The following is a 24,814-nucleotide window of genomic DNA, read 5'->3' as shown; positions in this document are numbered from 1 at the left end:
GTCTGGACAGCCCCCTGCCGCAAGCCGGACGAGACGCGCGTCACCCGGGCGCGCGAAAGGCGCCGCCCCCCGCCGTGAACGGCGGGGGGCGGCGCCGCTGTGGCGGGGCTCAGGCCCGGGCCGCCTTGGGGTCCGCCCCGTACGCGTTGGCGCCGCGGTGGCCCTCGGTCGCCATCAGGATGATCATCCAGATCCAGCCGACGAGCGGGATGAGGCTCACCAGGTACCACCATCCCGTCTTGCCGGTGTCGTGCAGGCGGCGCACGGACAGGCCGAGGGACGGCAGGAAGACGGCGAGGGTGTAGATCCAGGTGAGGACCGGGTAGCTGCCGAGCGCGTAGTCGATCACCGTCAGGACGATGGCGATGGGGATGTTCCACAGGACGAACATCCAGTACTCCTGGCGGCGGGCGCGGCCGTCGAAGTCCGCGTACCGCCTGATGACGTCGGTGTAGTAGTTCACGAGCCCCCCTGAGAACGGAACCTGCGGCCCTCCCGCCGGAACGGCCGGACCGGGCTTATGCCCTCTTTACGGCGCCTTCAAGCCAGCGGGCGCCGAGGGGACTTGGGGATGACGGAAGTCTTACGGCAGGGCGTGGCGGCCCCCGCCGGGCCCCCGCGGTCCGTAGCGTCCTCGGCATGCGCGTACTCGTCACCGGAGGAGCCGGGTTCATCGGCTCGCACATCGTCACCGCACTGCGCCGGCACGGCCACGACCCCGTGGTGCTGGACGCCCTGCTCCCCGCCGCCCACGCGGTCCCGCCGCCGCTGCCGGACACCGGCTTCCTGCGGGGGGACGTACGGGACCCCGACACGGTACGGACCGCCCTGCGCGGGGTGGACGCCGTGTGCCACCAGGCGGCGATGGTCGGCCTCGGCAAGGACTTCGCCGACGCGCCGCAGTACGTCGGCGTCAACGATCTCGGCACCGCGGTGCTGCTCGCCGCGATGGCGGAGGCGGGCGTACGCGGGCTCGTGCTGGCCGGCTCCATGGTGGTGTACGGGGAGGGGCGCTACGCCTGCCCGCGCCACGGGACCGTCCGGCCCGGGCCGCGCCGCCGGGCCGATCTGGAGGCGGGCCGCTTCGAGCCGCTGTGCCCGGCCTGCGGGGCGGAGCTCACCCCCGGCCTGGTCGGCGAGGACGCCCCGGCCGACCCACGGAACGTGTACGCCACCACGAAGCTGGCGCAGGAGCACCTGGCGGCCGCGTGGGCCCGGTGCGCGGACGGCCGGGCGGTGTCGCTGCGCTACCACAACGTGTACGGGCCGGGGATGCCCCGCGACACCCCCTACGCGGGGGTGGCCTCCTTCTTCCGCTCCGCGCTGGCCCGGGGCGAGGCACCGCGGGTCTTCGAGGACGGCGCGCAGCGGCGGGACTTCGTCCACGTCCGGGACGTCGCGGAGGCCAACGTGGCCGCCCTGGAGGCCCTCGGCGGCCTCGCGCCGGGCGGCTGCACCCCGTACAACACGGGCAGCGGCGAGCCCCGCACGATCGGCGACATGGCCACCGCCCTCGCCACCGCGCACGGCGGCCCCGCCCCGGTGGTCACGGGCGAGTACCGGCTCGGCGACGTCCGCCACATCACAGCCGACTCCGCCCGCCTGCGCCGGGACCTGGGCTGGCTCCCGCGCATCCCGTTCGCCGAGGGCATGGCGGAGCTGGCCGCCGCCCCCCAGCGCCCTACGGCCGCCACGGCGGCCGTCTGAGGGCTCCGGAGCGGCGTGCCCGGCAGGGCTCACCGGTCTGCCCCCGCGGCCCGGGTGGGCCGTCGGCCGGCGTGCCAGGTTGGGCCGGATCGATCCGACCCCCTTCCGAAGGAGCGCGCGTGGCCTCGACGCGGGACGCAGACCGGAAAGCCGACGGCGCGGAACGCGCGCCCGTACGCACCGCGCCCCCGCCCCCCGCCACGGCGGCGGGCCGGGTCAGGACGCCCCGGCGCCCAGCGGCAGGGTGACCTCGAAGCGGCAGCCGCCCGGGACGTTGTGGACGGCGGTGCGGCCGGCGTGGGCCTCCACGATGCCGCGTACTATCGCCAGCCCGAGCCCGGCTCCGGCCCCCGCCGGTGCCCCCGCCCCCGCGGGGGGCACCGGCGTGCGGGCCGCCGCACCCCGCCACCCCGTGTCGAACACCCGGGGCAGGTCCTCCGCCGGGATCCCGCCGCAGCCGTCCGTCACCGACAGCACGACCACCCCGTCCCGCGTCCCGGCATCGGCCGCGATGGCCACCGTCCCGTCGGCCGGCGTATGCCGGATGGCGTTGACCAGCAGGTTCGCCAGGACCCGGGTCATCTCCTTGGCGTCGACCTCCACCGGCACCCGCTCCACCGCCTCCCCCACCAGCCGCACCCCGTGCTCCCGCGCCAGCGGGTCGACCCCGGACAGGGCCTCCGCGACGAGGTCGTACAGGGACATCCGGCTCGGGCTGAGCGCCAGCGCCCCCGCGTGGATCCGGGACAGTTCGAACAGGTCCCCGACCATCGTGTTGAGCCGCTCCACCTCGGTGCGGATCTGCCGGTGGTAGCGGGCCGGGTCGGCGGCCATGCCGTCCTCCAGCGCCTCCGACATCGCTCGCAGCCCTGCCAGCGGGGTCCGCAGATCGTGCGAGATCCAGGCGACCAGCTCCCGCCGCGAGGCCTCCAGCGCGCGTTCCCGCTCCCGGGAGGCGGCCAGCCGGTCGCTGGTCGCGGCCAGTTCGCGGGTCAGCGCGTCCAGTTCGGCGGTGGTCTGCCCCGGCGGCGCCGCGAAGCTGCCGCCGTCGCCGAACTCCCGCGCGGCCCGGGACAGTTCCCGGCTCCGGGCGACCACCCACCGGCCCAGCAGCAGCGCGGTGGCCAGGGAGACCACCGCCGCCATCGCCACGACGAGGGTGACCACCCCCAGGTCGTGCGGGGACAGGAACATCGCCTGGGCCACGGCCAGGGTCCCGGCCAGCATCGCCGTGACGGTGACCCCGGCGATCACCGTCAGGGACACCATCACCGACCGGCGCCGCACCAGCCGCAGCACGACCGCCCCCACGACCCCGGCGCACGCGGCCCCGCCGAGCGCGAACAGCGCGATGAGCAGCACGGCCTTCACGCCGCCACCTCCCCGCCGGGCTCGAAGCGGTAGCCGACGCCCCACACCGTACGGATCAGCAGCGGCCGGCCCGGGTCGTCCTCGATCTTCGCGCGCAGTCTCCGTACGTGCACCGTCACCGTCGAGAGGTCCCCGAAGTCCCAGCCCCACACCTCCCGCATCAGCTCCTCCCGCCCGTGCGCCCGGCCCGGATGCCGCAGGAAGTGCGCCAGGAGGTCGAACTCCCGCAAGGTGAGGGCCAGTTCCGCCCCGTCGCGGCTGGCCCGGTGCGTCGCGGGATCGAGCGCGAGCCCGCCACCGGTCAGCACCCGGGGCACCGGGACACCGGCGCCGGCGCCCGCGCCCGGACCGGCCGCGCGGCTGCGCCGCAGGACGGAGGTGACCCGCAGGACCAGTTCGCGCGGGCTGAACGGCTTGGTGACGTAGTCGTCCGCTCCGACCTCCAAACCCGTGATCCGGTCGTCCTCGTCCCCGCGCGCGGTCAGCATGATCACCGGTACGGGTCCGGCCGCGCGGAGCCGTCGGCACACCTCCAGGCCGTCGATCCCGGGGAGCATCAGGTCCAGGACCACCAGGTCCGGGCGGACCCGGGCGGCGGCGTCGAGCGCGGTGGGACCGTCGGCCGCCTCCTCGACCGCGAACCCGGCGCGGCGCAGGTAGCCCGCGACGACCTCCAGGACGGTGGGGTCGTCGTCGACGACGAGGATCCGCGCGGGCGCCGTCTCGTGTGCGGGCGCCGTCTCGTGCGTGGGCGCTGTCTCGTGCGTGGGCGCCGTCTCGTGCGCGGGCGCCTGCGCGGGTGCCGCGTCCCGCTCGGGTGCCTGTGCGGGTGCCGTGTCCCGCGCGGCCGCCGGTTCCATGCTGTTCATGCCGCCCAGCCTCCCATCCGCCGGCCGCCGCCGGACCCCGGCCCTGGGCCGCCAGGGGTGACGTCCGCGTTTCGTAAGGAGTGTGGGCCCCCGTTCGGAGCCCGGGATTCCTACGGTGAACCCGTGACCGTGACCGTGAGTGTTGATGTCGTCCTGCCCTGTCTGAACGAGGCCGGCGCCCTGCCCTGGGTGCTCGCCCGCATCCCGGCCGGCTGGCGGGCCGTGGTGGTGGACAACGGGTCCACCGACGGCTCGGCGGAGATCGCCCGGGCCCTCGGCGCCACCGTGGTGACCGAGTCCCGGCGCGGGTTCGGCGCCGCCTGCCACGCCGGGCTGCTGGCCGCCGAGGCGGAGGTGGTCTGCTTCTGCGACTGCGACGCCTCGCTGGACCCGGGGCTGCTGGTCCCCTTCGTGGCGGCCGTCGCCGCCGGCGAGGCCGACCTGGTCCTCGGCCGGCGCCGGCTCCGCGGTCTGCGCGGCTGGCCCCTGCACGCCCGGGTCGGGAACCTGGTGCTGGCCCGGCTGCTGCGGCGCCGGACCGGGCTGCGGCTGCGCGACCTCGGCCCGCTGCGCGCCGCCCGCCGTACCGGCCTGCTGGGGCTGGAGCTGACCGACCGGCGCTCCGGCTATCCCTTGCAAATGGTGGTACGGGCCGCCGACGCGGGCTGGCGGGTACGGGAGGCGGACGTGCCGTACCTGCCGCGTACGGGGAAGTCGAAGGTGACCGGCACCTGGCGGGGCACCTGGCAGGCAGTCCGCGACATGAGCCGGGTGCTGGCCGAGCCGGCACCCGCTGGAGCCGGCACCCCCGACCGCGCCGCCGCCGGGGGTGCCCGATGACGGACACGACCCTCCTCGTGATCGCGAAGGAGCCCCTGCCGGGCCGGGTCAAGACCCGGCTCACCCCCGCGTTCACCCCGGCCGAGGCGGCCGCGCTCGCGGAGGCCGCGCTGACCGACACCCTGGCCGCCGTCGCCGCGGCCCCCGCCGCCGGGCGGGTCCTCGTACTCGACGGACGGCCCGGACCCTGGCTGCCCCCCGGCTTCGAGGTGCTCCCGCAGTCGGCCGGGCCGCTGGACGAGCGCCTCGCGGCGGCCTTCGCGGCCTGCTCGGGGCCCGCGCTGCTGATCGGGATGGACACCCCGCAGGTGACCCCGGCGCTGCTGACCGTCGACTGGGACGGGTACGACGCCTGGTTCGGGCCCGCCGTGGACGGGGGCTTCTGGGCGCTGGGCCTCGCCGAGCCGGATCCGGCGCTGCTGCGCGGGGTCCCGATGTCGCTCCCGGAGACGGGCGCCGTCCAGGAGGAGCGGCTGCGCGCGGCCGGGCTGCGGACCGGCCGGCTGCCGGTGCTGCGGGACGTGGACACCGCCGAGGACGCCCGGCTGGTGGCGGCCGAAGCCCCCGACGGGGCGTTCGCGGCCCGGCTGGCGGCCCTGGCCGCGACGGCCCCCGGGGCCCGGCGGTGACCGCCGCGCCGGCCTGGACGGCCGACCCGTACGCCCTGGCCCTGCGCAACGGCCGGGGCCCGCTGTTCCTGCGCCGCGGCGACGGCTGGCTGCTCCCGCTGGACGTGGAGCGCTGGTGCGAGGCCCCCGACCACGCCGACCTGACGGTGCTGGCCCGCTGCCGGGGCACCGTCCTCGACATCGGCTGCGGCCCCGGGCGGCTGGTGGCGGCGCTGGCCGCGCGCGGCCACCGGGCACTCGGCATCGACGTGAGCCCCGAGGCGGTGGCCCGGACGGCCCGCGCCGGCGGCATCGCCCTGCACCGCTCGGTCTTCGATCCCCTGCCGGGCGAGGGGCGTTGGGACACGGCCCTGCTGATCGACGGCAACCTCGGCATCGGCGGCGATCCGGCGGCCCTGCTCGCCAGGATGGCCGAGGTGCTCGCCGCGACGGGGACGCTGGTGGTGGAGTGCGAGGCCGTCGATGTGGACGAGCGCTGCGAGGTCCGGGTCGCCGACGGCCGCGGCGCCCTCGGCACCCCCTTCCGCTGGGCCCGCGCGGGCGTCGCGGCCCTGACCCTCCACGCGGAGGCGACGGGCTGGACGCGGACGCGGCAATGGACGGCCACCGGCCGGGCGTTCGTGGAACTGCGCCGCGCGCCGTAGGCGTCGCCCGCAGGAAGCGGGAGGCGCGGTCGGGTATCGGAACGGGAGTGGCCCAGCGGGGGCCGGACGCGGGCAACAGCCCCGCGTCCGGCCCCCGTTCGGCGTCTCACCCGTGCGAACGGCTCCGGCGCGCGCGGCGGCGTACCAGGACGGCGAACACGGTGACGGCCGCCACCGCGGCGAGGACGAGGGGCAGGTTCCGCCCGTACGGCAGCGGCAGCACCGACGGGTTGGCCCGGCCCCCCGGCCGCAGCAGCGCGGGCAGCGTGACCAGTACCAGCGCGCCCCCGGTGATCAGTGCTCCGCGTACCGCCCCCCGCGCGGGGAGCGCCGCGACCAGCAGCCCGGCGCCCAGCACGAGCGGGGAGATGACCCCGTCGTGCAGGACGAGCGCGCCGCCGAGCCAGACGAGCACGTCCAGCGGATCGGACAGTGCGGCCACCAGCCGGACTCCGGCCGCGAGCAGCAGCAGCCCGAGCGCGCCCACGGCGTACCTGAGGGGTTTCACAGCACCTCCAGCAGGGTGACCCACTTGGTCTGGAGCACGCCGGGCCGGTTCGGCGCGATGATCCTGGCCGGGTAGCCGTGGTCGGGGGACAGTTCCCGCCCGTTCAGTTCCAGCGCGAGGAGGGTGAGGGGGTCCTCGGCGTAGGCGCGGCTCATCTCCATGACCCGGTAGGCGCCGCCGGTCTCCAGCGAGGTGACGCGCAGCCCGGCGCCCGGCGGGGCGCCCGCCCGCGCGAGCAGGTCGCGGATCGGCACCCCGCTCCAGGTGGCGTCCACGCTCCAGCCCTCGACGCAGGCGATCGGCAGCCGGGCCCGGGTCTGCGGCAGGGCGCGCAGTTGCGGGAGCGTCAGCGCGTACGGGGCCGGTCCGCGCACCTCCAGCCGCCAGTGCGGCTGCGGCCCGGGCCGGATCCCGGCCGCCGCGGCCGTCTTGTTGACGGGCAGGCCCTGCGGACCGTGGCCGGGGTGGCGGGGGCCGAGCAGGTCGAGGGCGGCGAGCGGGGTGAAGGACTGCCCGACGGTGGTCAGGGTGACCGTGCCGACGGCGGCGGCCGTGCCGAGCAGCAGGGAACGGCGGTCGGGGCCGTCCTCGGCGGGCAGTTCCAGGGTGCCCACCGAGCGGGCGGTCCAATGCGCCCTGATCTGCGGGGCCTTGACGGCGACGTGCAGCAGGACCGACCCGGCCGCCACCCAGGCCAGCGCGAAGTGGGTCTCGACGAAGCCGAACGGCCACGGGTACCACTGGACGGTGTTGAGGAGTCCGGTGAAGACCTCCAGGACGGCGGACGCCACCAGCGCGGCCACCGACAGCCGTTCCAGGGCGTGCCGTACGCCGCGCACCGGCGGCCAGGCGAAGAGCGCGGGGTAGACGGTCCACAGCTTGACCGGCAGCAGCACGACCGCGGCGAGCCCGGAGGCGATGTGCAGGCCCTGGCTGAGCCGGTAGCCCTGGACGGGCCGGCTGGGCAGGGACGGGGCGGCCCAGCCGGGCGGGTGCTGGAGGTAGTGGCTGATCAGACCGGTCACGAAGCACACGGCGAAGGCCAGGCCGAGCCACCGCCCGACGGCGGTGGCGGTCCGCGCGTCGTGCAGCCGCCCCGCGAACCGGGGAAGCGGGAACGGCGGCCGGCGCACGGCGGCTTTCGGGGTGTCGTCGGCGGAGGGCGGGGCTTCGGGAGTCATGCTCCCCATCACAGCGCTCCGGGGGGCCGTGCGGGCCCCTGGGACACCTTACGAAACGCGGACGTCGGGCCGGTTCTGCGGCCCGGCGGCGGCCCGCGCTGCCAGGCTGGCCTCCATGAACCGCCCCCGCCTCCGCACCACCCCCCGGACACCGACCGTCGCCACCGGGCTGTTGCTCGCCGCCCTGGCCGCCGCGCTCGTGGCCGCCGTCCGCTACGACGGCTACTTCACCGACCCGGCCGGGGTCCTCACCCGGTACGCCGTCGTCTGGGCCCTGTTCGCCGCGGCCGTCTGGTCGCTGCGCCGGGTGCCGGCCCGCCGCGTGGTGCCCCTGGTGCTGGCCGGGGCGCTGGCGATGGCCGGGGCGGGGCTGGCCGGGCCGCCGACGACCAGTACGGACTCCTTCCGTTACGCCTGGGACGGCCGGGTGCAGGCCGCCGGGATCTCCCCGTACGACCACGCCCCGGCGGATCCGGCGCTCGTGCCGCTGCGCGACCCCTGGCTGTTCCCGTCCGGCCGGGCCGACTGCGCCCGGCCCGACCTGGCCCCGCTCGGGCCGGAGGTCTGCACCCGCATCAACCGGCCCGCCGTGCACACCATCTACCCGCCCGTCGCCGAGGGCTACTTCGCCCTCGTGCACTTCCTCTCCCCGGCCGGGGTCCGCCACAAGGCGCTCCAGGTGGGCGGGGCCCTGACCGCGCTCGCCGTGACCGGGGCGCTGCTGCTGGTGCTGCGGCGCCGGCGCGCGGATCCCCGTATGGCCGCGCTGTGGGCGTGGTGTCCGGCCGTGACGGTGGAGGCGGTGAACAACGCGCACGTGGACGGGCTCGCCGTGCTGCTGTCGGTGGCCGCGCTGGGGGTGGTGGTACGCCGACGGGCCGCGGGCGGCGCGCTGTTCGGGCTGGCGGTCGCGGCGAAGCTGCTGCCCGCGGTGCTGCTGCCGGGTGCGCTGGCCGGCGTACGGCGGTGGCGGGACGCGGCGGCGCTGCTGCTGCCCGCGGCGGCGGTGGTGGGGCTGACGTACCTGCCGTACGTGCTGGCGTCCCGCTCGTCGGTCTTCGGCTATCTGGGCGGCTACGCCCAGGAGGAGGGGTACGGGGATCCCGGCGCGGGCGGCCGGTACGCGCTGCTGCGGCTGGTGCTGCCGGACTCCTGGGCGGTTCCGGCGGTGGTGGCCGGGATGCTCGCGGTGGTGGTGTTCGTGTGGCGGCGCGGGGATCCGGAGCGGCCGTGGAGCGGGGCGCTGCTGGTGACGGGTACGGCGTTCCTGCTGATGACGCCGGGGTACTCCTGGTACGCGCTGCTGCTGGTCGCGCTGGTGGCGCTGGACGGCCGGGCCGAGTGGCTGGGGACGGCCGTGGCGGGCGCGGCGGTGTACCTGGGCTGGCGGACGCTGGGCGGGTGGACCGTGGAGGTGGCGTACGCCCTCGCGGGCGCGGCGGTGCTCGCCGGGTGGGCGGCGCGCCGCCGCGCCGGGGCCCGGGCCCGGGACGGCGAGCGGGCCCGTCCCGGGCGGGTGGCGGCGCCGGGTCAGCCGATGTGGAAGGAGTCTCCGTAGACCTTCCAGTCGAGCGGGGTGTTGAGGTTCAGGTTGCCCTTCTTGAGGAAGACGCGCTGGGCGGTGTCGACGCGGCTGGTGTCGCTGTGGGCCTCCTCCTGCTTCATCGCCCAGACGCGGGCGTCGAGGAAGGCGTTCAGCCAGGTGGTCTCGTTGCCGCCCTGGGCCGGGGGCTTGGCCTTGGTCAGGGCGCGCTTGCGAATGTTGCGGAAGCTGGTGGAGTCGCTGCCGTCGCCGTGCATGACGATGGCGTCGTAGTACATGAACTGGCCGAGGGTGCCGACGCCGTCGCTCTTGCCCTGCTTGACGGCGGGGTCGAAGTAGACCCGGTCGCGCTCGTGGTCCTGGGCCTTCTTGAACTCGCCGTCGGCGGCGGCCTTGGCCCAGTCCTTGGTGAAGTTCGGGTCCAGGCCGGAGTGCGAGTCGCTGCCGTCGACCTTGCGCAGGGCGGGCAGGTACTTGGCGAGCACGTTGCCGGGCTTGACCTGCGTGTAGTACTCGACGAGGTCGAGCATGTCTCCGGTGCCGGAACAGAAGCCGATGATTCCGGCGGTGTAGCCGCGCCCGTCGCGTATGTCCTCGATGTACTTGTACTGGGCCTTCCAGTCCAGCGAGGAGTTCTCCGCGCTGGAGACGATCTGCATGGCGATGTCCTTCTTCGCCGGGTCGTCGAGTCCGGTCGCCGCGGCCACGGCGGGGGCGGCGGCCGGGGCCGGGGCGGTGGCCGGGGCGGCGGTGGCGTGGGCCGCGACCGGGGCGGCGAGGAGGGCGGCGCCGAGCAGCGCGCCGATCGTCAGCGTCTTGCGGTGGGGAGTGAACACAGGGCCTCCGTACGGTGGTTGAGCCTGTCCCTACTTCGTTAGGAAACTTTCCTACTAGAAGGCGATGGTTGGCAACACCCCGGCGGGAAGAACTCCGGAACAGACCAATCCGCAGGGGGCACCGGCTCCGAACCCCTCCCTGACCGACGCCGCCACCGTCCCGGAGGACCGCCATGACCCGTACGCGACGCCGTCCCGCAGGCCAGGGGCGTAGGGGTCCCGCGTGAGGCGGCCGGCGGAGCGGCCCGAGGGGAGGGCGGTCCCCTTCGGTGTGCCGCCGCACCGGACCGCCCCCGACCTGCCGGCCGTCATGGAGCGGGTCGCGCGCGGCGACCAGGACGCCTTCGCGGCGCTCTACGACGTGATCGCCGGGCCCGTGCACGGGATCGTGGTCAGGGTGCTGCGCGACCGCGCCCAGTCCGAGGAGGTGACCCAGGAGGTGCTGATCGAGGTGTGGCGGCAGGCCCCGCGCTACCGCTCCGACAAGGGCAGCGTCATGACCTGGGTGCTGACCATCGCGCACCGCCGGGCGGTGGACCGGGTCCGCTCGGCGCAGGCCGCGACGGCCCGCGAACAGGACTCGGCGGCGCGGCAGCACGCGCGCCCGTACGACGAGGTCAGCGAACAGGTGGAGATCCGGCTGGAGGGCGAACAGGTACGGCGCTGCGTGCGCGGCCTGACCGAACTCCAGCGCCAGGCGGTCGACTTGGCGTACTACGGCGGGCTCACCTACCGGGAGGTCGCCGAGACCCTCGGCACACCGCTGCCCACGGTCAAGACACGGCTGCGCGACGGGCTGATCCGGCTGCGCGACTGCATGGGGGTCACGGCATGAGCGTCCGCACCACCGCAACCGACACCGGCCCGCTGCACGCCCTGGCCGGCGCCTACGCCCTGGACGCGCTGGACCGGGCCGAACGGGACGCCTTCGAGCGGCACCTGGACCGCTGCCCGACCTGCGCCGACGACGTACGGGAGTTCACCGCGACGGCGGCCCGGCTCGGCGCCTCCGTCGCCCTGCCCGCCCCGCCCGGCACGCGGGCGGCGGTCCTGGAGCGGATCGACGGGATCCGGCAACTGCCCCCACGGCGGCGGAGCACCGTCTCCGCGCGCCGGCGCGCCCTGCCGATGGCGCTCGCGGCCTGCCTGACCGGCGTACTGGCCCTGGGCGGCACCGCCTTGTGGGAACACGAGCGCGCCGGGCGGGCGGCCGGGGCCCTGGACGGCCTGTCGGCGGTCCTGGCCGCCTCGGACGCCCGTACGGTGACCGGCCGGTCGGCGTCCGGCGCGGCGGCGAAGGTGGTGGTGTCCCCCTCCCGGAACCGGGCGGCGTTCCTCGGCTCCGGCCTGCCACCGGCCCCGGCGGGGCGCACGTACCAGCTCTGGTTCGCGGACGGCGCCACGATGCGACCGGCGGGCCTGGTCGCGGGCGACGGCGCGACCGTCCTCTCCGCCCCCCTCGGCCGCGCCACGGCGGTCGGCCTCACGATGGAACCCTCAGGCGGCTCCCCCCACCCGACCACCACTCCCCTGATCCTGCTGCCACTCCCCCACTGACAACGGCGCCCGCCATCCGCCGAGGGGGCGGCCGGAGCATCGACCAGGGCGCGGCGGTCCGTGGCGTGGACCCGTGCTCAGGCGGCCTCCTCGGCCCCCGCCGGCAGGTTCAGTTGCCAGGAGACGCCGAAGCGGTCGTTGACCCAGCCGAAGCGGGGGCTGAAGCCGTACGAGTCCAGGGGCATCAGCTCCTCGCCCCCGTCGGACAGGGCCCCGTACAGCCGGTCGATCTCCTCGGCGGACCCGCACTCCACGAACAGCGAGACCGCCGGGGTGAAGCCGAAGGCGTGCTGGACGTAGCTGTCGATGCAGATGATCCGCTGGCCGGCGAGCGAGAAGGTGGCCTTCTCCACCGTGCCCTCCACGCCGGGGCCCTCGGGGCCGTAGCGGGTGACGGCGATGACCTCGGAGTCCTCGAACAGGGAGGTGTACAGGGTCAGCGCCTCCTCCGCCCTGCCCTCGAACATCAGGAACGGGGTGATCTTGGGGTGTGCCGGCGAGGCCATCTCGACCGCCTTCCGCGTACTGCCGCGGCCCTTCGGGCCCTTCGCCCCCGAGGCTAGGGCACACCTGCGCCGACGGCCCCGGGGACGCACGGGCGGACGCTCAGAGCCAGCCGTTGCGCCGGAAGCCGCGGTGGATGACGAAGCAGGCGACCGCCATGACGCAGACGACCAGCGGGTATCCGTACGTCCAGTGCAGCTCGGGCATGTTGTCGAAGTTCATGCCGTAGACGCCGCAGACCATGGTCGGGACGGCGACGATCGCCGCCCAGGCCGTGATCTTGCGCATGTCCTCGTTCTGGGCGACCGTCACCTGCGCGAGGTGCGCCTGGAGGACCGAGTCGAGCAGGCTGTCATACGCGCCGATCTGCTCGGTCGCACGCGTCAGGTGGTCGTGGACGTCGCGGAAGTACGCCCGCACGTCGGCCGGGATGACCGCTATCGGCTGCGTGGCGAGGTGTTCGAGCGGCCGGCTCAGCGGGGCCACGGCCCGCCGCAGTTCGAGCAGCTCGCGCTTGAGCTGGTAGATCCGGCCCGCGTCGCCCCGGCCGCCGTCCTCGCTGAACACGGCCGTCTCGACGTCGTCCATGTCGCTCTGGACGGCGTCCGTGACGGCGACGTAGTCGTCCACGACGTGGTCGGCGATGGCGTGCAGCACCGCCGCCGGCCCCTTGGCCAGCTGCTCCGGCTGCGCCTCCAGGGCCTCGCGGACGGGGCCGAGGGTGCCGCGGCCGCCGTGCCGGATGGTGAGGACGAAGTCCTCGCCGATGAAGGCCATCAGCTCGCCGGTCTCGACGACCTCGCTGGTCGCCGTCAGCTCCTCGTGCTCGACGTAGCGGACCGTCTTGAAGACGGCGAAGAGGGTGTCGTCGTAGCGCTCCACCTTGGGCCGCTGGTGGGCGTGCACGGCGTCCTCGACGGCCAGCGGGTGCAGGCCGAACAGCTCGGCGAGCCCGGCGAGCTCCTCCTGCGAGGGCTCGTGCAGGCCGACCCAGACGAAGCCGTCGCCGCTCTTGCGGACCCGGCGCAGCGCCTCCTCGACCTCGGCGCAGTCCTCCTGGCGGACGCCGTCGCGGTAGACGAGGCAGTTGACGACGGCGCTGCCGAGCGGGGAGCGGGCCGGGTGGCTGAGGTCGACGGCCCTGCGGTAGCCGCGTCGTACGGCCCGGCGCAGGTTGCTGAACATGGACAAGGACGTACTCCCCTTCGGCGGATCAGCGGCCAGTCTGCCACCGCCCGCCCCGCGCGGTGAGCCCGCTACACCGGCCGCAGCGCCTCGCGCGCGCTCTGCGCCACCACCCCCGCGACCAGGGCCAGCGCGGGCGAGTAGAGCTTCCACTGCTGCCAGTACAGCGGTACGTCCAGCGGGCGGCGCGGCGCCAGCGCCAGCAGCGCCCCCGTCGCGATCAGCGGCTCGGCCTGCGGCTGCGGCACCAGGCCCCAGCCGAGTCCGGCGGCCACCGCGTCGCGGAAGCCCTCCGAGGTCGGCACCTGGTGGCGGGCCGGGGAGGCGCCCGCGGCGCCCCCGGTGAGGCCCCGGACGTAGCCGTCCTGGAGGACGTCGCGCCGGTCGAAGACGATCAGCGGCGCCTCGGGCAGGTCCTCCTCCAGAGTGCCCGTCAGATGGCGGGCGGCGAAGGCGGGGCTGGCCACGAGCAGGTAGCGGGCCAGACCCAGCGCGCGCACGGTGCAGCCCGCGACGGGGTCGGGCGAGGAGGTGACGGCCGCCATCACCCGGCCCTCGCGCAGCAGGGCCGTGGTGTGGCTCTCGTCCTCCCGGTACAGCTCGAAGCAGACGGGCGGGTCCTGCGGGACCCGGGTCAGCGCGGGCAGGAACCAGGTGGCCAGCGAGTCCGCGTTGACGGCGATCGGCAGGCGTACGGGGACCGGCTCGTCGGCGGCGCCCAGGCCCAGCTCGGTGCGCGCGTCCCGCTCCAGCCGGGCCAGCTGGCGGGCGAAGCGGATCACCACCTCCCCGGACTCGGTCGGCCGGACGGGCTTGGTCCGCATCAGCAGCACCCGTCCGGTGCGCTGCTCCAGGGCCTTGACGCGCTGGCTGACGGCGGAGGGCGTCACGTGCAGGACCGCGGCGGCGGCGTCGAAGGTGCCCTCGTCGACGACCGCGAGCAGGGTCCGCACCTGGTCCAGGGGAAGTTCGTCCATCACGGACGCTAAGGCTACGTAAAAATCTTTAGCTGTACTGATACGCCACGCGCTGCCTACCGTCGGACCATGAACAACGGCATCACCACAGCGGCCCTGGCGGGCTTCGGCACCGGCCTCTCCCTCATCGTCGCGATCGGCGCGCAGAACGCCTTCGTCCTGCGGCAGGGGGCGCGTCGGCACGCCGTGCTCGCCGTGGTCGCCATCTGCGCCCTGTCCGACGCGGTCCTCATCACCCTCGGCGTGGCCGGGGTCGGCGCCTTCGTCACCGCCTGGCCGGCCGCGCTGACGGCCGTCGCCGTCGCGGGCGGGCTCTTCCTCGTCTCGTACGGGGTCCTCGCGGCGCGCCGGGTGCTGCGGCCCGACCCGGCGGCGGCCCTGACCCCCGGCGGCGCCCCGGCCGGATCCGTCCGGACGGCCGTACTGACCTGCCTGGCCATGACCTGGCTCAACCCGCACGTGTACCTGGACACCGTCCTGCTGGTCGGCTCGCTCGCCGCCGACCGGGGCGACCTGCGGTGGGCCTTCGGCATCGGGGCGGCCCTGGCGAGCCTGATCTGGTTCGGCACCCTCGGCTACGGCGCCCGCCTCCTGAGCGGCCTGCTGGCCCGCCCGAAGGCCTGGCGCGTCCTGGACGGCCTGGTGGCCGCCACGATGATCACCATGGGCGGCCTCCTCCTGACCCGCGCCTGACGGGGGGGGCCGGGAGGCCCCGGGGACCGGGGCGGGGGACCCTCCCACGGCCTGGGGGCGGGGCCCGGGGTACCGGGGGGCCCGGTACCCCGGGGGGCGGGACGGGCGCGGCCGAAGGCCGGCGGGCCGGGGCGGAAGAACCCGATACCCCCCAGGACGGGGGTCTGGGGGGCGGGGCGGGGGCCGAAGGCCGGGGGACTCGGCCTTCGGCCCCCGGGACTTCGTGCACCCCCGCGCCCGGGCCGGCATCCGACCCCGCCCGGCTGGCCGTCGGGTCCTCTCCAGGCCACGGGGCACGATCCCTGCCGCCGAGTACGGGGGGCTCGCCCATGGGGATACCAGGACCGCCGGAGGCCTGGCCCCGGCCGCCCCGACCGCCCGGAACGACCAGCTCTCAGGCCCCCGCGTCCGGACCGGCAGCCGGGTCCTGCCCGTCCGCGCCCGCCACGGCCCCGGGCCCGGCTGCGCGCCCGGCCGGGGGCCGGGGGGCCGGGTGGCGGCTGGTCGGGGTGGGGGGCGTGGTAGGGATGGCTGGTACCCCGGCGCGTCCGTCGCCGCCGTCTGCACCAGGAGCCGCCCCGTGTCCGACCGCCCGTCACCGCCTGGAACGCCCCCGGCGGCCGCGCCCCCGGCCCCGGCCGGGCCGACGGAGTCCCACCGCCCGCGCCGGGGGCCCGAGGACGTACGGGTGTCCCCTGCCGACGGTCCCGCTCCGCTCGTCGCCGCGGCCGGGGTCGTCCTGGACGCCCTCGGGCGGGTCCTCGTACGCACCACGTCTTCCGGAGACGGCCTCGAACTGCCCGGCGGCGCCGTCGCGGACACCGAGACCCCGGAGGCCGGGCTCGGCCGCGAGCTGCGGGAGGGGCTGGGCCTGGCCGTGCCCGTCGGCCGGCTGCTCGCCGTGGACTCCTGCCCGCCCGGCGCGCTGCCCGGCCGCTCGCTCGTGGTCCACGTCCACCTCGTCGGCCCCCTCGCCGCCGACCGGGCCGCCGCCCTGCCCACCGGCGCCCACTGGCTCGCCCCCGACGAGGCCGTCCGGCGGCTCCCCGGCCGCGTCGCCCCGCGGCTGCGCGCCGCCATGGCCGCGCTGCGCTCCGGCTCCTTCGCGCACCTGGTCGACGGCGTGCCCCAGCCCGGCTCCCCCGCCGGCCTCGACCCGGCGGCCCGGGTCGCCCTGGAACACGCGGGCGGTTACGACGAGGCCGGGCACCGCGCCGCCCGGCCCAAGGCGCTCACCTCCGCGAACGTGCTGTTCACCGACGGGGCCGGCGGGGTGCTGCTGGTCCGGCCCGGTTACGGCGAGCCCGGCCGCTGGCTGCTGCCCGGCGGCGGCGTCGACAGCGACCTCGGCGAAACCCCCCGGGCCGCGGCCGCGCGCGAGGTCCGCGAGGAGATCGGCCTGGACCTGGCCCCCGGCCGGCTCCTCGCCGTCAACTGGTCCCACCGGCCCGGCTTCCCGGCGCGGATCCGCTTCCTCTACGACGGCGGGGTGCTCGGCCCCGACACCCTCGCCCGGATCCGGCTGCGCCCCGGCGAACTGCTGGACTGGCGCACCGCACAGCGCGGCGACCTGCGCGGCCTGGTCAAACCGAAGCTCCGCCGCCAGATCAAGGCCTGCCTCAAGGCGCTGGCCACGCACACCGGTCCGCTGGAGCTGCACGAGGGCCGCCCCGTGGGCTGGACGGACCCCTCAGACCCGTCCTGAGCGCCCCATTTCGGCCAATCACATGCAAGCCGCTTCGCCGAATCGGTCAAGCACATGCCATGTCATTGCCGGATTTCGGATCGCAGATGCACGATGGAGGCAACGCGGCCGGGCGGCCCGCGCCGCACCGCACCACCCGGCAACTCCTTCACCCTGCGAGGCAGCCATGACCGAGCGCAGAGCGGACGGCGGCCCGGATCCGCGGATCGCCCGGCTCCTCACCCAAGCCCTCGGCGGCGCCCGCCACGTCCTGACGGTGGGCCCGGGCTGCGGCCCGTACGACGGGGCCACCCGGGCGGCCGACGCGTCCGCCACGGAACTCCCCTTCGCCGACGGCGAGTTCGACGCCGGGATGACCCTCTTCGGCATGCACCGGTGGAGCGACGCCAAGGCGGGGCTGCGCGAGCTGCGCCGCGTCACGAACGGCCCGGTCGTCATCCTGACCTGCGACCCGCAGCTCGTCCGCGACTTCTGGCTCCACGCGTACGCCCCCGAGGTCCTGGACGCCGAGGCCCGGCGCCACCCGCCGATCGAGGACCTGGCCGCCGCCCTCGGCGGCACCGGAACGGTGGAGTCCGTACCCATTCCGCTTGACTGCGCCGACGCCCTCAACGAGGCGTACTACGGCCGCCCCGAGCTGCTGCTCGATCTGGCGGTCCGGCAGGCCTGCCCGGGGTGGAACCTCGTGGACGACGGGGTCCGGCGGCGGTTCACCGCCTCCCTGCGCCACGACCTGGACTCCGGCGCCTGGGACGACCGCCACGAGCACCTGCGCCGACTGCCCGCCTACGACGGCTCCCTGGTCCTCGTACGCGCGACCCCGTAGCAGCCGCCGGCCCGCATACCCCCTACCCCTTGGGAGTACCTCCGGACGCTACGATGCGGGCATGAGGACACGGGTGGGAGGAGCGGCGGTGCCCGCCGGGCTGCCCGCACGCCTGCTCCTGCTCTTCGTCCTGCTCACCGGGATCATGGCCATGCACGGCCTGGGCCCCGCCCCGGCACTGCCGGCCCACGGGCACTCCGCCCACCCCTGCGCCGGCGGCAGCGCTCACGGCCACGGCACCCTCGCCGACGGCGGCGCCCCCGACGAGGGTGGTCACGGTCACCACGCCGACCCCACCTGCGCGGCGCCCGGCACCACCGGCGCCCCCGTCCTCACCGCCCCGGCCCCCGCACCCGGCGGCCCGGCCACCGGGGCGGCGGCCGGGCACGGCACCGTGCCGGGCCCGGCGGTCCGCGGGCGCGCCCCGCCCTCCCTCAGCGAACTCCAGCTCCTGCGCATATGAGACGGCACTGGCGTGCGCGCCGACGAGCCCGTCCTCACCTTCCCAGCACAGGAGAAGCACGACCATGACCACCCGACGTTCCCTGATCCGCCACGCCCGCACCGTCGCCGCGACGGCGACCGCGGCCCTCGTCCTCGCCGCCTGCGGCAGCTCCAGCTCCGGCTCCGGCGACGGCCACGGCTCTGCCTCCGCCGCCAGCCCCGCCCACAGCGGCCACCCCTCCACCACCACTTCCCCCCGGCAGGACGGCGGCCACAACGCCGCCGACACGGCCTTCGCCCAGGGGATGGTCCCGCACCACCGCCAGGCCGTGGAGATGTCCGCCCTGGCCACCACTCGCGCCGGATCAGCCGAGGTCAAGGCCCTCGCCGAAGAGGTCCGGAAGGCCCAGGCCCCGGAGATCGAGACCCTCACCGGCTGGCTCGGCTCCTGGGGCGAACCGGTCCCCGCGGCCGACGCCGGCGCCGGCGCCGACCCCGCCGCCGGACACGGCGGGCACAGCATGTCCGGGATGATGACCGGCGAGGAGATGGACCAGCTGACGAAGGCCTCCGGCCCCGCGTTCGACCGGGCGTTCCTCACCCTGATGGTGAAGCACCACGAAGGAGCCCTGGCCATGGCCCGGACCGAACAGCGCGACGGCGCCCACCAGCCCGCCAAGGACATGGCGGCCGCCATCATCGGTTCCCAGAGCGCCGAGATCACCCGGATGAACGACCTCCTCGCCAGGATCTGACCCCGGCGGGCCCCGGCCCCGTCATCGCCCCCACAGGCGGGGACGGTGGCGGGGCCCCGGCCCCCGTCACCTCCGGGCCGCCTCCTCCCCCGTGTGGCCGCTCGCCGCCGCGGTGTCGTCGAGGAAGCCGCCCGACTGGTGCTGCCAGAGCTTCGCGTAGGCGCCGTCCGAGGCGAGGAGTTCGTGATGGGTGCCCTGCTCGACGATCCGGCCGTGGTCGAGGACGACCAGCCGGTCCATCCCGGCGACGGTGCTCAGCCGGTGCGCCACCACCAGTGCCGTCCGCCCCTCCATGAGCCGCCACAGGGCCTCCTGGACGAGGACCTCGCTCTCGGAGTCCAGGGCGCTGGTCGCCTCGTCCAGCAGCAGGACCGGCGCGTCGCGCAGGATCGCCCGGGCCAGGGCGACCCGCTGGCGCTGGCCGCCCGACAGCTTGATGCCGCGCTCGCCGACCATGGTCTCGAAGCCGTCCGGGAGCCCGTCCGCGAACTCGGTGACGTGCGCCGCCTCGGCCGCGCGGCGGATCTCGGCGTCGGTGGCGCCGGGCCGGGCGAAGGCGATGTTCTCGCGCAGCGTGCGGTGGAACATCGCCGGGTCCTGGGGGACGTACGCGATCAGGCCGCGCAGGTCGGTCTGGCGCAGCCGGCTGATGTCCTGCCCGCCGATCAGGATCCGGCCGCCGTCGATGTCCGTCATCCGCAGCAGCAGCCGGGTGAGCGTGGTCTTGCCGCCGCCGGAGCGGCCGACGAGCCCGATCCGGTGGCCGTCGGGCACGGCCAGGTCGAGCCCCCGGAAGATCGGCTCCGCGCCCCGGTGGGCGAAGGTCACCCCCTCGAAGCGGACGTCGGCGCAGGTGGACGGCGGCGGCTCGGGTGAGGGCGGGTCGAGGACGGTCGGCGGGGTCAGCAGGAGCGCCGTGAACTGCGCGGCCTCCGTCATCGAGCTCTCCAGACGGCGGTAGATCTGGTTGAACTCGAACATGATCCGGGTGGCGTTGGAGAAGTAACTGAAGGCGACGACGACGGCCTCCACCCCGTGCTCTCCCCCGCCGAGCGACACGGCGAGCAGCAGGCCCAGCGCGTTGGTCAGTACGGACAGCGGCGCGACCAGCGTGTCGATGCGCAGGTTGCCGTAGTCCCAGGAGCGCAGCATGAGCCGGCGCGACTCGGCGACGCGCGAGCGGTGTTCGGCGGCCTCGCGCTCCTCGGCGGCGAAGGCGCGGACCGTCTCCATGTTCGCCAGGCTGTCGGCGACGTGCCCCGACACCCGGGCGACGGCCTCCTCGCGCCGGGCGACGAGCGCCTGGCGGCGCCGCACCAGGGGCGCCACGCAGAGCCCCGTGAGGGTGATGAGCGTGAGCAGCGCGACGACGAGGAGCGGTTCGTAGCGCCACAGCACGACCGAGCCGAACAGCAGCGGCACGAAGCGGCCGATGACGGAGAAGGCCAGGGTGTCGACGAACTCCTCGAAGCGGGTGGCGAAGCTGAGGACCCTCTTGGTGAGCGAGCCGGCGAAGTTGTCGTGGAAGAACGCGGCGTCCTTGGCGAACAGCTCGTCCAGGCCGATGACGTACAGGTTCTCGACGCCGCGGGCGTCGAGGCGGTTGAGGCAGTGCAGCCCGACGCGCCAGAGCGCTTCCGCGAGCAGCAGGACGCCGGCGAAGGCGAGGACGTAGGGCAGGGTCGAGCGCAGGCCGACCCCACCTCCGCCCCCGCCGCCACCGGCGATGCGGCCGACGAGCTTGGCGACGACCAGGGGTGCGAGGTAGTTGATGCCGATGTTGCCGAGCGCCGGGAGCAGCATGGCGGGCACGGTCAGCAGGCGCAGCCGTGCCAGCTCCCGTCCGTAGTAGTGGAGTGCGAGGAGCACGGGGCCCCTGCCGGGTGGACTATCGTGCGATTCGGTCTTTCCCATCCCAACCCTTGCCTTGTCGGACTTTCAGGTCAGAAAGCGGAGTGTCCCGCACGGGCGCGCACCGGGTCCAAGCGTTTTCGCCCCGCCGGAGCACCCGTCACCGCCGCCGATGTGGCCGAACTCCACCGGAATGCGACTGCCGTTCGCCTGGCGTATCCGCCGCCGTCACGCCAGGCTCCCTCTCCGGTACCCCGGGCGCGCTGTGCTGGGGGCGCTCAACCACCCGCAACCGCAGAGGTCGTTCCCCCATGGCAGAACTCAACCGTCGCCGCTTCCTGCAGCTCGCGGGCGGCGCCGCCGCCCTGACGGCGCTCAACGAGAGCATCGCGCGCGCCGCCGCCATCCCCGCGCAGGGCACGACCGGCACGATCGCCGACGTCGAGCACATCGTGGTCCTGATGCAGGAGAACCGTTCCTTCGACCACTATTTCGGCGCTCTGAACGGCATCCGCGGCTTCGGTGACCCCCGTCCGGTGACGCTGCCCAGCGGCAAGTCCGTCTGGCACCAGTCCGACGGCACGAAGGAGACCCTGCCCTTCCGGCCGCCGTCGGACGACCTCGGCATGGAGTTCCTGCAAGGCCTCAACCACGACTGGGCGGGCGGACAGAGCGCCTTCAACAAGGGCAAGTACGACAACTGGGTCCCGGCCAAGACCGCCACCACCATGGCGCACCTGACCCGCGAGGACATCCCCTTCCACTACGCCCTCGCCGACGCGTTCACCATCTGCGACGCGTACCACTGCTCCTTCATCGGCTCGACCGACCCGAACCGCTACTACCTCTGGTCCGGCCACACCGGCAACGACGGCAAGGGCGGCGGCCCGGTCCTCAACAACGCCGAGGCCGGTTACGGATGGACCACCTACCCGGAGCGTCTGGAGGCGGCCGGCGTGTCCTGGAAGGTGTACCAGGACATCGGCGACGGCCTGGACGCCGGCGGCTCGTGGGGCTGGATCAACGACGCCTACCGCGGGAACTACGGCGACAACTCGCTCCTCTACTTCAACACCTACCGCAACGCCAAGCCCGGCGACGCCCTGTACGAGAAGGCCCGCACCGGCACCGACGCCAAGAACGGCGAGGACTACTTCGCCCGGCTCCGCGCCGACGTGGCCGCCGGCACCCTCCCCCAGGTCTCCTGGATCGCCGCTCCGGAGGCGTTCAGCGAGCACGCCAACTGGCCGTCGAACTACGGCGCCTGGTACATCGCACAGGTGCTGGACGCCCTCACCTCGAACCCGGACGTGTGGGCCCGTACCGCGCTGTTCATCACCTACGACGAGAACGACGGCTTCTTCGACCACGTCGTCCCGCCGTACGCGCCGGCCGACGCCAGCCAGGGCCTGTCGACCGCGCCCACCGCCCTGGACGTCTTCCCGGGCAAGGCCGGTTACGTCGCCGGACCGTACGGCCTCGGGCCGCGCGTGCCGATGCTCGTGGTCTCCCCGTGGAGCACCGGCGGGTACTCCTGCTCGGAGACCTTCGACCACACCTCCGTGATCCGCTTCATGGAGCAGCGCTTCGGTGTGCGGGAGCCCAACATCTCGCCGTGGCGCCGGGCCGTCTGCGGCGACCTCACCTCCGCCTTCGACTTCGCCCGCAAGGACACCGCCGCGGTCCGGCTGCCCGACACGGGCGCCTGGTACCCGCAGGACCGCGACCGCCACCCCGATTTCCGCCCCACCCCGCCGGCCGAGGGCGCGATGCCGCGCCAGGAGAAGGGCCTGCGCCCCACGCGGGCACTGAAGTACGCCCCGTACGTGGACGGCGCGGCCCTGACCGCGGAGGGCAAGTTCCGGCTGACGTTCAGCGGCGGCCCCGACCTGGGCGCGCAGTTCTACGTCACCTCCGCCAACCGCACCGACGCCCCCTGGACGTACACCACCGAGGCCGGCAAGACGATCGCGGACACCTGGAACACCCGCTACTCGGCCGGCGTCACCGATCTGACCGTGCACGGCCCCAACGGCTTCCTGCGCGGCTTCCGCAACCCCGGCACCACCCCCGGCCCCGAGGTCACGGCCCGCCACAACGCCGCGACCGGCAACCTTGACCTCACCCTCACCAACGCGGGCGCGACGACCGCCACACTCACGGTGACCAACGCCTACGGCGGCGGCTCGAAGCGTCTGACGGTCGCCAAGGGCGCGACGGTGACGTACACGGTGTCGCTGAAGAACACCCGGCGCTGGTACGACGTGACGGTCACCGCCTCCGAGACCCCCGACTTCGGACGCCGCTTCGCCGGCAAGGTCGAGACGGGCGCCGCCGGCCTCTCGGACCCGGCCATCCTGACGGATCAGTCCTCGTAAACCCGCCCCGCCGAACGACGAAGGGCCGGTCCGGAGCAATCCGGACCGGCCCTTCGCGCTGTGCCTCCCGCCCCGATCCGGCGCAGGAGGGAGAACCACGTCTGTACGAGTCTACAAGGGAGGCCAGCTGACCAGCCAATTCCTTTAGGGTTTTGGTGACTTTCCCCCACGGGCCCCGGCGGATGTACTTGCGCTATTCCGCATTAACGGCACATGAACAAGGCCCGGAAGGGGCAGGGGGGCTATTCGATGATCGTCCGGACTTCTCCCGCCCACACCCGCACGACCGAGTCCCCCACAGTCCGCGACAAAGGAGCGACCATGACCGCGCACACTCAAGAGATCAGCATCCAGGAGCTTGAGCGCACCTGGCTGGACGAGGCCATCGGCCTCGCCACGACCAGCGTCCACAACGGCGGGGGTCCCTTCGGCGCGCTGATCGTCAAGGGTGGCGAGATCATCGCTATCGGAAACAACAACGTCACGTCGCACCTGGACCCGACGGCGCACGGCGAGGTAACCGCCATCCGGGCCGCCTGCCAGGCCCTGGGCAGCTTCTCGCTCGAAGGCTGCGTCCTGGTCACCTCGTGCGAGCCGTGCCCGATGTGCCTCTCCTCCGCGCTGTGGGCCCGCGTCGACCGGATCATCTTCGCCGCCGACCGGGACGACGCCGCGGTGGCCGGTTTCGACGACCGCAAGTTCTACGACCTCTTCGAAAAGCGGCCCGCGGAGCTGTGGCCGGTGGAGATCGAGCGCATCGAGATGCCGAACCGCAACGCGCCGTTCGAAGCGTGGCTCGCCAAGACCGACCGTATCGATTACTGAAAATCGGTTCGAAGGGATCTCCGCCGCCCGGCCCTGCCGACGGCGGATCATCCATGCCCTGTACAGGCCACCGGTCACCGGTCATAGGTCAGCGGTCACAGGTCAGCGGTCACCTGTCAGCGAAAAGGGTGCCCCCGCCGAGGCGGGGGCACCCTTTTCCGATTCCGGGCGACGGATCAGTCACCCTCGGTCTCGAAAGCGCGCAGCAGATCCGCTGCGACGCTCACGGCGATCGTCGCGGGCTCCTTGCCCGTGATGTCGGCCAGACCGATCGGGGTCTTGATCCGGTCGATGGTGGCCTCGTCGTGGCCGCCCTCGGTGGCGAGGCGCTTGCGGAACCTCACCCACTTGGCCGCCGACCCGATCAGCCCGATGGAGCCGAGCTGAGGGGTGCGCAGGGCGGCGTCACACAGGGCGGCGTCCTCGGCATGGTCATGGGTCATGATCAGGACGTGGGTACCGCGCGGCAGCTCCTCCAGCACCTCCTCGGGCAGCAGCGGCGTGTGGTGCACGTGCACCTGCGCCACCGAGTCCGCCAGTACGTCGAGCCGCTCCTTGGCGAGCATGTCGGCACGGGTGTCGATCAGGTGGAGATCAAGGTCCTGGCGCGCCAGGATCCGCGCCAGTTCCAGACCGACGTGTCCCACGCCGAACACCGCCACCGCCCTCACGACCGGCAGGGGTTCGAGCAGGACCGAGACCGTGCCGCCGCAGCACTGCACGCCGTGCTGGTTGGTCACCTTGTCGTTCAGGGCGAAGTCGATCAGCTCCGGTTCGGCCTTGCCCGCGGCGATCATCTCCCGGGACCGGTCGATCGCGACGGCCTCCACGTTGCCACCGCCGATCGAGCCCCACGTCCCACTCTGCCCCACCACCAGTTTCGCGCCGGCGTCGCGCGGGGCATGGCCGCGCACGGTCGCGACGGTCACCAGCACGCCGCACTCCCGGCGAGCCCGCAACCGCGCGACCGCGGCGACCCACGTCAT

At 74.7% G+C, this 24,814-nt stretch carries 25 protein-coding genes; 14 read left to right on the top strand and 11 right to left on the bottom strand.

Going from position 1 to position 24,814, the window contains the following annotated elements:
- Nucleotides 1-109 precede the first annotated feature (109 nt).
- Nucleotides 110-463 (bottom strand): DUF805 domain-containing protein, encoded by a 354-nt coding sequence (locus ACZ6ZT_RS00240; RefSeq protein WP_469714033.1) that lies wholly within the window; start codon nucleotides 461-463, stop codon nucleotides 110-112.
- A gap of 176 nt (nucleotides 464-639) precedes the next feature.
- On the opposite strand from ACZ6ZT_RS00240, the gene ACZ6ZT_RS00235 reads away from it, so the two are divergent.
- Nucleotides 640-1,707, top strand: a complete 1,068-nt coding sequence (locus tag ACZ6ZT_RS00235; RefSeq protein WP_469714031.1) for an NAD-dependent epimerase/dehydratase family protein — start codon at nucleotides 640-642, stop codon at nucleotides 1,705-1,707.
- Between the two features lie 216 nt (nucleotides 1,708-1,923).
- Here the strand turns inward: ACZ6ZT_RS00235 and ACZ6ZT_RS00230 are convergent, their stop codons facing one another.
- Nucleotides 1,924-3,078 (bottom strand): sensor histidine kinase, encoded by a 1,155-nt coding sequence (locus ACZ6ZT_RS00230; protein ID WP_469714029.1) that lies wholly within the window; start codon nucleotides 3,076-3,078, stop codon nucleotides 1,924-1,926.
- Complete coding sequence (locus ACZ6ZT_RS00225; protein ID WP_469714978.1) at nucleotides 3,075-3,785, bottom strand: response regulator transcription factor; 711 nt, start codon at nucleotides 3,783-3,785, stop codon at nucleotides 3,075-3,077. Before ACZ6ZT_RS00225 ends, ACZ6ZT_RS00230 begins: the two co-directional genes overlap by 4 nt.
- A gap of 285 nt (nucleotides 3,786-4,070) precedes the next feature.
- Here ACZ6ZT_RS00225 and ACZ6ZT_RS00220 point away from each other — a divergent pair, with 285 nt between their 5' ends.
- From ACZ6ZT_RS00220 to ACZ6ZT_RS00210, 3 genes are read left to right on the top strand one after another with little or no spacing between them, the layout of a single operon-like run.
- Nucleotides 4,071-4,787 carry a glycosyltransferase family 2 protein gene (locus ACZ6ZT_RS00220; protein WP_469714027.1) on the top strand — a complete coding sequence of 239 codons (717 nt, stop codon included), beginning with the start codon at nucleotides 4,071-4,073 and terminating at the stop codon, nucleotides 4,785-4,787.
- A complete protein-coding gene (locus tag ACZ6ZT_RS00215; protein WP_469714025.1) occupies nucleotides 4,784-5,416 on the top strand; it encodes a TIGR04282 family arsenosugar biosynthesis glycosyltransferase in 633 nt (210 codons plus the stop codon). Before ACZ6ZT_RS00220 ends, ACZ6ZT_RS00215 begins: the two co-directional genes overlap by 4 nt.
- Complete coding sequence (locus ACZ6ZT_RS00210) at nucleotides 5,413-6,060, top strand: class I SAM-dependent methyltransferase (protein ID WP_469714023.1); 648 nt, start codon at nucleotides 5,413-5,415, stop codon at nucleotides 6,058-6,060. Before ACZ6ZT_RS00215 ends, ACZ6ZT_RS00210 begins: the two co-directional genes overlap by 4 nt.
- A 106-nt stretch (nucleotides 6,061-6,166) precedes the next feature.
- Here the strand turns inward: ACZ6ZT_RS00210 and ACZ6ZT_RS00205 are convergent, their stop codons facing one another.
- Both ACZ6ZT_RS00205 and ACZ6ZT_RS00200 read right to left on the bottom strand, forming a co-directional pair.
- Nucleotides 6,167-6,568, bottom strand: coding sequence for a hypothetical protein (locus tag ACZ6ZT_RS00205; RefSeq protein ID WP_469714021.1), 402 nt, complete (start codon nucleotides 6,566-6,568; stop codon nucleotides 6,167-6,169).
- Nucleotides 6,565-7,749: a molybdopterin-dependent oxidoreductase gene (locus ACZ6ZT_RS00200; RefSeq protein WP_469714019.1), complete on the bottom strand. Its 1,185-nt coding sequence runs from the start codon at nucleotides 7,747-7,749 to the stop codon at nucleotides 6,565-6,567. The genes ACZ6ZT_RS00205 and ACZ6ZT_RS00200 overlap by 4 nt, the downstream gene beginning before the upstream one ends.
- 115 nt (nucleotides 7,750-7,864) lie before the next feature.
- Between ACZ6ZT_RS00200 and ACZ6ZT_RS00195 the strand changes: the two genes are divergently transcribed.
- A complete protein-coding gene (locus tag ACZ6ZT_RS00195) occupies nucleotides 7,865-9,307 on the top strand; it encodes a glycosyltransferase family 87 protein (protein WP_469714017.1) in 1,443 nt (480 codons plus the stop codon).
- On the opposite strand, the gene ACZ6ZT_RS00190 is transcribed toward ACZ6ZT_RS00195, so the two are convergent.
- Entirely contained in the window at nucleotides 9,280-10,104 is an 825-nt protein-coding gene (locus ACZ6ZT_RS00190) for a chitosanase (RefSeq protein ID WP_469714976.1), read from the bottom strand. The genes ACZ6ZT_RS00195 and ACZ6ZT_RS00190 overlap by 28 nt on opposite strands.
- Before the next feature lie 295 nt (nucleotides 10,105-10,399).
- On the opposite strand from ACZ6ZT_RS00190, the gene ACZ6ZT_RS00185 reads away from it, so the two are divergent.
- Together ACZ6ZT_RS00185 and ACZ6ZT_RS00180 are read left to right on the top strand one after the other, a co-directional pair.
- On the top strand, nucleotides 10,400-10,963 hold the full coding sequence (locus ACZ6ZT_RS00185; protein ID WP_469714974.1) for a sigma-70 family RNA polymerase sigma factor: 564 nt from the start codon (nucleotides 10,400-10,402) through the stop codon (nucleotides 10,961-10,963).
- Nucleotides 10,960-11,685: an anti-sigma factor gene (locus ACZ6ZT_RS00180; protein ID WP_469714015.1), complete on the top strand. Its 726-nt coding sequence runs from the start codon at nucleotides 10,960-10,962 to the stop codon at nucleotides 11,683-11,685. Before ACZ6ZT_RS00185 ends, ACZ6ZT_RS00180 begins: the two co-directional genes overlap by 4 nt.
- 77 nt (nucleotides 11,686-11,762) lie before the next feature.
- Here ACZ6ZT_RS00180 and ACZ6ZT_RS00175 read toward each other — a convergent pair whose 3' ends face one another.
- The 3 genes from ACZ6ZT_RS00175 to ACZ6ZT_RS00165 all read right to left on the bottom strand — a co-directional run bounded on the left by ACZ6ZT_RS00175 (nucleotide 11,763) and on the right by ACZ6ZT_RS00165 (nucleotide 14,351).
- Nucleotides 11,763-12,191, bottom strand: a complete 429-nt coding sequence (locus ACZ6ZT_RS00175) for a VOC family protein (protein ID WP_469714013.1) — start codon at nucleotides 12,189-12,191, stop codon at nucleotides 11,763-11,765.
- Between the two features lie 100 nt (nucleotides 12,192-12,291).
- Nucleotides 12,292-13,374 (bottom strand): magnesium/cobalt transporter CorA, encoded by a 1,083-nt coding sequence (gene corA, locus ACZ6ZT_RS00170; protein WP_469714011.1) that lies wholly within the window; start codon nucleotides 13,372-13,374, stop codon nucleotides 12,292-12,294.
- Nucleotides 13,375-13,445: 71 nt separating this feature from the next.
- On the bottom strand, nucleotides 13,446-14,351 hold the full coding sequence (locus ACZ6ZT_RS00165) for a LysR family transcriptional regulator ArgP (protein WP_469714009.1): 906 nt from the start codon (nucleotides 14,349-14,351) through the stop codon (nucleotides 13,446-13,448).
- Nucleotides 14,352-14,420: 69 nt separating this feature from the next.
- Between ACZ6ZT_RS00165 and ACZ6ZT_RS00160 the strand changes: the two genes are divergently transcribed.
- The 5 genes from ACZ6ZT_RS00160 to ACZ6ZT_RS00140 all read left to right on the top strand — a co-directional run bounded on the left by ACZ6ZT_RS00160 (nucleotide 14,421) and on the right by ACZ6ZT_RS00140 (nucleotide 18,774).
- Nucleotides 14,421-15,044 carry a LysE/ArgO family amino acid transporter gene (locus ACZ6ZT_RS00160; RefSeq protein WP_469714007.1) on the top strand — a complete coding sequence of 208 codons (624 nt, stop codon included), beginning with the start codon at nucleotides 14,421-14,423 and terminating at the stop codon, nucleotides 15,042-15,044.
- 688 nt (nucleotides 15,045-15,732) lie between these two features.
- Nucleotides 15,733-16,749 (top strand): NUDIX hydrolase, encoded by a 1,017-nt coding sequence (locus ACZ6ZT_RS00155; RefSeq protein ID WP_469714005.1) that lies wholly within the window; start codon nucleotides 15,733-15,735, stop codon nucleotides 16,747-16,749.
- A 166-nt stretch (nucleotides 16,750-16,915) separates the two neighbouring features.
- Nucleotides 16,916-17,575: a methyltransferase domain-containing protein gene (locus tag ACZ6ZT_RS00150; protein ID WP_469714003.1), complete on the top strand. Its 660-nt coding sequence runs from the start codon at nucleotides 16,916-16,918 to the stop codon at nucleotides 17,573-17,575.
- Between the two features lie 61 nt (nucleotides 17,576-17,636).
- Nucleotides 17,637-18,038 (top strand): DUF6153 family protein, encoded by a 402-nt coding sequence (locus ACZ6ZT_RS00145; protein ID WP_469714001.1) that lies wholly within the window; start codon nucleotides 17,637-17,639, stop codon nucleotides 18,036-18,038.
- Nucleotides 18,039-18,102: 64 nt separating this feature from the next.
- The gene (locus ACZ6ZT_RS00140; protein ID WP_469713999.1) at nucleotides 18,103-18,774 is read left to right on the top strand and encodes a DUF305 domain-containing protein; all 672 of its coding nucleotides are present in this window, start codon (nucleotides 18,103-18,105) and stop codon (nucleotides 18,772-18,774) included.
- A 66-nt stretch (nucleotides 18,775-18,840) separates the two neighbouring features.
- Here ACZ6ZT_RS00140 and ACZ6ZT_RS00135 read toward each other — a convergent pair whose 3' ends face one another.
- The gene (locus tag ACZ6ZT_RS00135) at nucleotides 18,841-20,688 is read right to left on the bottom strand and encodes an ABC transporter ATP-binding protein (RefSeq protein ID WP_469713998.1); all 1,848 of its coding nucleotides are present in this window, start codon (nucleotides 20,686-20,688) and stop codon (nucleotides 18,841-18,843) included.
- 248 nt (nucleotides 20,689-20,936) lie between these two features.
- Between ACZ6ZT_RS00135 and ACZ6ZT_RS00130 the strand changes: the two genes are divergently transcribed.
- Together ACZ6ZT_RS00130 and ACZ6ZT_RS00125 are read left to right on the top strand one after the other, a co-directional pair.
- The gene (locus ACZ6ZT_RS00130) at nucleotides 20,937-23,003 is read left to right on the top strand and encodes a phosphocholine-specific phospholipase C (RefSeq protein ID WP_469713997.1); all 2,067 of its coding nucleotides are present in this window, start codon (nucleotides 20,937-20,939) and stop codon (nucleotides 23,001-23,003) included.
- 321 nt (nucleotides 23,004-23,324) lie between these two features.
- Entirely contained in the window at nucleotides 23,325-23,828 is a 504-nt protein-coding gene (locus ACZ6ZT_RS00125) for a nucleoside deaminase (protein ID WP_469713996.1), read from the top strand.
- A gap of 176 nt (nucleotides 23,829-24,004) precedes the next feature.
- Here the strand turns inward: ACZ6ZT_RS00125 and xdhC are convergent, their stop codons facing one another.
- Nucleotides 24,005-24,814 carry a xanthine dehydrogenase accessory protein XdhC gene (gene xdhC / locus ACZ6ZT_RS00120; RefSeq protein WP_469713995.1) on the bottom strand — a complete coding sequence of 270 codons (810 nt, stop codon included), beginning with the start codon at nucleotides 24,812-24,814 and terminating at the stop codon, nucleotides 24,005-24,007.

It is taken from the genome of Streptomyces sp. NPDC102258 (genome assembly GCF_055584685.1).
This window is presented reverse-complemented; position numbering and strand designations above follow the sequence as displayed.

What these genes read in the sequence shown, in the direction of transcription:
- ACZ6ZT_RS00195 (WP_469714017.1), top strand. Translation starts at nt 7,865, where the DNA reads ATGAACCGCCCCCGCCTCCGCACCACCCCCCGGACACCGACCGTCGCC.
- xdhC (WP_469713995.1), bottom strand. Translation starts at nt 24,814, where the DNA reads ATGACGTGGGTCGCCGCGGTCGCGCGGTTGCGGGCTCGCCGGGAGTGC.
- ACZ6ZT_RS00160 (WP_469714007.1), top strand. Translation starts at nt 14,421, where the DNA reads ATGAACAACGGCATCACCACAGCGGCCCTGGCGGGCTTCGGCACCGGC.
- ACZ6ZT_RS00145 (WP_469714001.1), top strand. Translation starts at nt 17,637, where the DNA reads ATGAGGACACGGGTGGGAGGAGCGGCGGTGCCCGCCGGGCTGCCCGCA.
- ACZ6ZT_RS00150 (WP_469714003.1), top strand. Translation starts at nt 16,916, where the DNA reads ATGACCGAGCGCAGAGCGGACGGCGGCCCGGATCCGCGGATCGCCCGG.
- ACZ6ZT_RS00235 (WP_469714031.1), top strand. Translation starts at nt 640, where the DNA reads ATGCGCGTACTCGTCACCGGAGGAGCCGGGTTCATCGGCTCGCACATC.
- ACZ6ZT_RS00180 (WP_469714015.1), top strand. Translation starts at nt 10,960, where the DNA reads ATGAGCGTCCGCACCACCGCAACCGACACCGGCCCGCTGCACGCCCTG.
- ACZ6ZT_RS00130 (WP_469713997.1), top strand. Translation starts at nt 20,937, where the DNA reads ATGGCAGAACTCAACCGTCGCCGCTTCCTGCAGCTCGCGGGCGGCGCC.
- corA (WP_469714011.1), bottom strand. Translation starts at nt 13,374, where the DNA reads ATGTTCAGCAACCTGCGCCGGGCCGTACGACGCGGCTACCGCAGGGCC.
- ACZ6ZT_RS00140 (WP_469713999.1), top strand. Translation starts at nt 18,103, where the DNA reads ATGACCACCCGACGTTCCCTGATCCGCCACGCCCGCACCGTCGCCGCG.
- ACZ6ZT_RS00125 (WP_469713996.1), top strand. Translation starts at nt 23,325, where the DNA reads ATGACCGCGCACACTCAAGAGATCAGCATCCAGGAGCTTGAGCGCACC.
- ACZ6ZT_RS00215 (WP_469714025.1), top strand. Translation starts at nt 4,784, where the DNA reads ATGACGGACACGACCCTCCTCGTGATCGCGAAGGAGCCCCTGCCGGGC.
- ACZ6ZT_RS00165 (WP_469714009.1), bottom strand. Translation starts at nt 14,351, where the DNA reads ATGGACGAACTTCCCCTGGACCAGGTGCGGACCCTGCTCGCGGTCGTC.
- ACZ6ZT_RS00200 (WP_469714019.1), bottom strand. Translation starts at nt 7,749, where the DNA reads ATGACTCCCGAAGCCCCGCCCTCCGCCGACGACACCCCGAAAGCCGCC.
- ACZ6ZT_RS00135 (WP_469713998.1), bottom strand. Translation starts at nt 20,688, where the DNA reads ATGGGAAAGACCGAATCGCACGATAGTCCACCCGGCAGGGGCCCCGTG.
- ACZ6ZT_RS00175 (WP_469714013.1), bottom strand. Translation starts at nt 12,191, where the DNA reads ATGGCCTCGCCGGCACACCCCAAGATCACCCCGTTCCTGATGTTCGAG.